Source organism: Pseudomonas sp. 05N434 (assembly GCF_056396965.1).
In genome coordinates this window covers 1-5,759 of sequence record NZ_JBFTMK010000387.1, presented here as the reverse complement: position 1 = coordinate 5,759, position 5,759 = coordinate 1, and the positions used below count along the sequence as shown (strand labels likewise).

General features: G+C 61.8%; 4 protein-coding genes. All 4 read right to left on the bottom strand.

All coding sequences use genetic code 11. From position 1 onward, the window contains the following. Positions 1-70: 70 nt before the first annotated feature. The gene (locus tag AC1DLB_RS21395) at positions 71-829 is read right to left on the bottom strand and encodes a PIG-L deacetylase family protein (RefSeq protein WP_018926126.1); all 759 of its coding nucleotides are present in this window, start codon (positions 827-829) and stop codon (positions 71-73) included. A gap of 132 nt (positions 830-961) precedes the next feature. Beyond that, positions 962-3,118, bottom strand: coding sequence for a glycogen debranching protein GlgX (glgX, locus tag AC1DLB_RS21390; protein ID WP_477743011.1), 2,157 nt, complete (start codon positions 3,116-3,118; stop codon positions 962-964). Positions 3,119-3,325: 207 nt separating this feature from the next. After that, positions 3,326-3,667: a DUF2934 domain-containing protein gene (locus AC1DLB_RS21385; RefSeq protein ID WP_111453571.1), complete on the bottom strand. Its 342-nt coding sequence runs from the start codon at positions 3,665-3,667 to the stop codon at positions 3,326-3,328. 21 nt (positions 3,668-3,688) lie between these two features. Next, positions 3,689-5,759, bottom strand: a 2,071-nt coding sequence (gene treY, locus AC1DLB_RS21380; RefSeq protein WP_477785596.1) for a malto-oligosyltrehalose synthase, incomplete at its 5' end; no start/stop codon positions are given.

Below are 5,759 nucleotides of genomic sequence, written 5' to 3'. Positions count from 1 at the left end.
CGGCTACGCCGCCGAACGCAGCCTCGCAGGCTCGGCAGCTGCTACAAACGAGTCCGGTTGCTGCATGGCATCAGACAAACACAATTTCATACGGCAACCGCATGCGTTCCAGAATCACTCGTGGCAGCAGCGGGGCGATGCCGATCGCCGGTTCGCCGTCGAGCTGGCTGGCGTAGGCATAGGTGGCGTGGCTTTTGCGCGCGACAGTCCAGGTGTCGAGGCGTAGCTTGCGCGCGCGATGCCAGGGGATCAGCCCGTGCTCGCGCATCGGCCAGTGCCAGGCCCAGACCGGTATTTCGTTGAGCGTCGCCCCTACCAGGGCGGCAGCCCTGGCGCTGGCACGGCCGACAGCGTCGTGGTCGACGATGCCGTCTTCGCGCCAGGTGGTGAACACCACATCGCCGGGGCGCAGGTAGCGGACGATGAATTGGGTCAATTCAGACTCTCGCTCGGCCAGAGCGTTGTCGGTGAAGCCGCCGCGAATCCACTTCAGGCTGTGCATCGGCAAGCCGAGTCGACGCAAGGCTTCGACACTTTCCTGGGGGCGGAACACGCTCAGGCGCTTTTCCGACCACTGACGCGACCCCGGATGGCTGGCGCTGCCGTCGGTGATCGAGATCAGTTGCAGAGGATGACCAAGGGAGCACAACAGTTGCAGCAGGCCACCGCAAGTCACCACTTCATCGCCGGGATGCGGGGCGATCACCACCGCGCGAGCTCCAGCAGGGACCAGTGTTTCGGTGTTGATGACGGGGATGTTGTCCAGTTGTGGGGCGCTGTTCCAGATCTGCGCAGGCAAGCTGTTTTCGCTGATGGAAACCGGTCTCATAGGCGCTACGTCCTTGTTCTGTCTGGCCCTCAGTCGTGCGCAATGCTTACGGGAGCAAGCCTGGCAGACCCGTGAAGGCCGAACGCAGCCTCGCAGGCTCGGCAGCTGCTACAGATATTATGGTGATCACTCTCACTCTTCTTCCTCATGCTGCAGTTCAAACAACAGCAGCGAACGGCCGGTAACCGAGTATTGGCGACCAAACTCAAAGCGTTCCTGGCCCCGAATCGACGGTTGATTGGTATCGATCATGCAGGTCCAGAAACCGCCGTCAGGCACTTCCGGCAGCAGGAAGTTGACGATGTCATGGTGCGCGTTGACCACCAGCAGCAGGGTCGCGTCGGCACCCTTGCGGCGAATGCCGGTTTCCTGGGCGCGGCCATCGAGCAGTATGCCCATGCAGCGACCGTGGCCTTCTTCCCATTGCTCATTGGACATTTCGCTGCCGTCCGGGGCCAGCCAGGTCACGTCCTTGACGCCGATGTCTTCGTTGTAATTACCCACCAGGAAGCGCCCGCGCCGCAGGATTGGATAGGCCAGGCGCAACTTGATCAGGCGTTTGACGAACTTGAGCAGCGCCTTGCCGTCTTCGCTCATGTCCCAATTGACCCAACCGATCTCGCTGTCCTGGCAATAGGCATTGTTGTTGCCTTTCTGGGTGCGGGCGAACTCGTCGCCGGCCACCAGCATCGGCGTACCCTGGGACAGCAGCAATGTGGCGAAGAAGTTGCGCATCTGCCGCAGGCGCAGGGAATTGATCTCGGGATCGTCGGTGGGGCCTTCGACGCCGTGGTTCCACGACAGGTTGTTGTTGCTGCCGTCCTGATTGTTCTCGTCGTTGGCCTCGTTGTGCTTGTCGTTGTACGACACCAGATCGTTGAGGGTGAAGCCGTCATGGGCGGTGACGAAGTTCAGCGAAGCATACGGTCGACGGCCGCGCTGGTTGAACATCTCACCGGAGGCGGTCATGCGGCTGGCGAAGTCGGCGAGCTGGCCGTCGTCACCTTTCCAGAACGCGCGCACGGTGTCGCGGAATTTGTCGTTCCATTCKACCCAGCCCGGCGGGAAGTTCCCGACCTGATAACCGCCGGGGCCACAGTCCCAGGATTCGGAAATCAATTTCACCTGACGCAGCACCGGGTCCTGGCGACAGGCGACGAGGAAGCTGTGCCGTTCGTCGAAGCCGTCATGGTAGCGGCCGAGGATGGTTGCCAGGTCGAAACGGAAACCGTCCACGTGCATTTCCGTGGCCCAGTAACGCAGCGAGTCAGTGACCATTTGCAGCACGCACGGGTGGCTCAGGTCCAGGGTGTTGCCGGTGCCGGAATCGTTGATGTAGTAGCGTTTGTCGTCGGGCCTCAAGCGGTAGTAAGAGGCGTTGTCGATGCCGCGCATGGACAGGGTCGGGCCTTGTTCGTTGCCCTCGGCGGTGTGGTTGTAGACCACGTCGAGGATCACTTCCAGATTGGCCTCGTGCAGATGCGCGACCATCTCCTTGAACTCGGCGATCTTGCCGCTGGCCAGGTAGCGCGGGTCCGGGGCAAAGAACGCAATGCTGTTGTAACCCCAATAATTGGTCATGCCTTTGTGCAGCAGATGCTGGTCGTTGACGAAGGCATGGATCGGCAGCAACTCCACAGTCGATACGCCGAGCTTGCGGATGTGTTCCAGCACATCATCGACCATCAACCCGGCGAAGGTGCCGCGCAGGTTCTCGGGAACGGCGGGGTGAAGCATGCTGAAACCGCGTACGTGAGTCTCATAAATGATCGTCTTGTCCCATGGCACGCTGACCCGATGGTCATGGCCCCAGGTGTGGGCCGGGTCGATCACTTTGCACTTGGGCACGAAGGGCGCGCTGTCGCGCTCATCGAAACTGAGGTCGGCGTCGGGGTGGCCGATGGTGAAGCCGAACAACGCTTCGGACCATTTCAATTGGCCGACCAACTGTTTGGCATAGGGGTCGATCAGCAGTTTGTTCGGGTTGAAGCGATGACCGTTGGCCGGGTCGTACGGCCCGTACACGCGATAGCCGTAGATCAGCCCCGGATGGGCGTCGGGCAAGTAGCCGTGGTAGGTCTCATCGGTGTATTCCGGCAGCTCGATGCGCTCAAGTTCCACCTCACCGGCATCGTCGAAGATGCACAGTTCGACCTTGGTCGCGTGAGCCGAAAACAGCGCGAAATTGACCCCCAGGCCATCCCAGGTCGCGCCTGGCGGGAAGGGYAAGCCTTCACGGATTCGCGAGGCCTCGTGAGGTTCGGGCGCGGTTTTCTTTGGACTGGTCATAGCTGCTCCTGCAACGGTATTTTTCGAGGGCGCTCTGTGGCGAGGGGGCTTGTCGGAACGCCGCATCGCCCCGTTGGGTCGCAAAGCGACCCTTAAACCAGTCACCGCAATTCTTTAATCAGCAACGTGGCGTCTGGTTTACGACTGCTTCGCAGCCGAACGGGGGGCAAGCCCCCTCGCCACAAATCAGGACAAGACAGTGAAGCGTCAGACCTCGGGTGGTTTACGCGCGGTGCGCGGCTTTTTCACTGTGGTTTTTTCGCCCGGCGGGATCACTGCCGAAGCGGCAGCGGGTTTGGCTTTGGGCTTGGCGCGGGGTTTGGTTTCGAGGCCCTTGCCATTGACCAGCTTGCCGTCGGGCTTGCTGGCCGCGGGCTTGCTTGCGGTTTTGCTGCTGCTCGCTTTGGCTGGTTTGCCGGGCGCCAGGGCTTCGGCCTCGGCGAGTTTGCAGGCCATCTCCCAATGGCGGGCTTCCTGGCCCTCGGGTTTTCCTTCGGATTCCCAGATTTGATAGGCAAATTCGCGAATGCGTTTTTCGTCGGTACTCATCGCAATGCTCCTGAACTGAACTCAAGTTTGGGTAAAGAGATTGACCGGGAAATCCCCCAGCGCGGCGCCGACCATCAGCTCCTTGTGTTTTGTGACTGCGACGCTGGTAAAAAGTCCCTTCAGATTTTCTTCGGTGGCGGTGAACGGCAATTTGATTCGGGTATCGCCCCACAGCGACGCGTCAATCCGGGGGGCGGCACTGTTTTCCAGCAGTCCGGCACAACGTATCGGTACGGTCACGATTGCCAGTTTTCCCTGCCATTCTCGAGCAAACGCCAGTACCCGGTGAGCCTGGCTGCCAATCACTTCAAGGGCTTGGTAAGTGCCTTTTTGAAACAGTTCGGCATGCTCGGCACGCCGGTTCAGCGCCCGGGCGATCAGGGTTTGCTTGATGCGTCCGTCACGCCAGTTCGCCAACAGAGCGGGCAGGTCAAGCGGTAGGTGCATGGCCTGCTGACGGCTGACGTAATCCACCGGCCGGCGGTTATCCGGATCGACCAGCGAGAAGTCCCAGAACTCGTTGCCCTGATAGAGATCCGGCACCCCCGGCACGGTCATTCGCAGCAAGGTTTGCGCCAATCCATTCAGTGCACCCGGGACGGCAATGCATTGAGCGGCTGCCTCGATGGCCGCGCGCAATGGCTGACCTTCGGGGCTTAGCAGCAGGCGTTCGAGAAACCCGTGGGTCGCCTGTTCATATGCCTCGTTTGACGCGCTCCAGCTGCTTTGCAACTTGGCTTCGCGCAGGGCTTTGCGTTGCCACTGCCAGAGGCGTTTGGCGTAGTCCTCGAGCGCAGGTTGATCGTCGCTACACAATTCCAGTGGCCAACTGCCGAGGATTGCTTGATAGAGAATCAGCTCGTCGCCCGCCGAGGGCGCGCCGGGGTCGCTGCGCAGTTCGCCCGCGAGGGTTCGCCAGTGCTCGACCTGTTCGGCGTACCAGGCGCTGCGCTCGCTTAACACCGCCAGCCGCGCGCGGGTGTCTTCACCGCGTTTGTGGTCGTGGGTCGCGGTGGCCAGCAGGTTGTCGGGGAACTCGGCGAGGCGATTGGCGCAGGCGGCATGGAAGTCGGCAACCGGGGCGCTGAACTGCTCGGTGTTGTAGCCGACATCGTTGCGCGACAGCAGCACCGCCGAGCGATAAAGCGCGGTGTCTTCCACCGCTTTGGCCGCTGTCGGTGAGGTCAGTTGCTGGAAGCGCACGCAGGCATGCTTGAGCAGTTTGCGTGGACGGCCCACCGGTCGCTTGCGCCAGGGTTGGCCACCGAGCCAGCCGGCCAGGCAATCGAGCACCGGCCAGTCGGCCTCGCCAAGGGTTTGCCTGGCACCGGCCATGGCCTGCTGGAAAAACACGTCATCCTGGGCCGCACGACCCAACGGGCTGATGTAAGTGCGGTACACCGGGAAGTGCACGATCAGTTCCTGCAAGGCCCGTCGGATCGCGCCGAGGGTCAGGTCCCGGGTCATCAGGTCGTCCCGGGCCACTTGCAACAGGGCGTGGGCAACACTTTCGAAATCCCCGGCGAGGGAGCCGTTGAGAATCTGCTGGCGCGCCAGTTGTGCTTCCTGGCGGAAATCGGCGGGCCGTTCGCTGTGCCGGCTCCAGAGTTCACCCAAGGTCTGGGTGCCTTCGGGGTCGTGTTGCAGCAGCGACAACTGGTTCATGAATTCATAACCGGTACTGCCATCGACGCACCAGTCGCGGTGCAGGGTTTCGCCTTCGCCGAGGATCTTCTCGACGTAGATCGGCAGGTGTCGGCCGGGTGCCATTCGATCGACTCGACGTCGCAGTTTGCGGCAGTAGCCACGCGGGTCGGCGAGGCCGTCGATGTGGTCGATGCGCAGTCCGTCGACCAGACCTTCGGCCACCAGCTCGAAGATTTTTGCATGGGTCGCTTCGAACACCGCCGGCCGTTCGACGCGCAGGCCGCCCAGTTCATTGATATCGAAAAAGCGCCGCCAGTTGATGTCGTCCGCCGCGGTGCGCCAACTGGCCAGGCGATAACTCTGGCGCTCCAGCAGGTTATGCAGGCGCTGGAAACCGTCGGGAGTGAGCGAGTCGTAAGTGTCGAGGGTGTGCTGGATGGCGTGC

Coding starts and splice junctions, on each gene's coding strand:
- AC1DLB_RS21385 (WP_111453571.1), bottom strand. CDS start 3,667: ATGAGTACCGACGAAAAACGCATTCGCGAATTTGCCTATCAAATCTGG.
- AC1DLB_RS21395 (WP_018926126.1), bottom strand. CDS start 829: ATGAGACCGGTTTCCATCAGCGAAAACAGCTTGCCTGCGCAGATCTGG.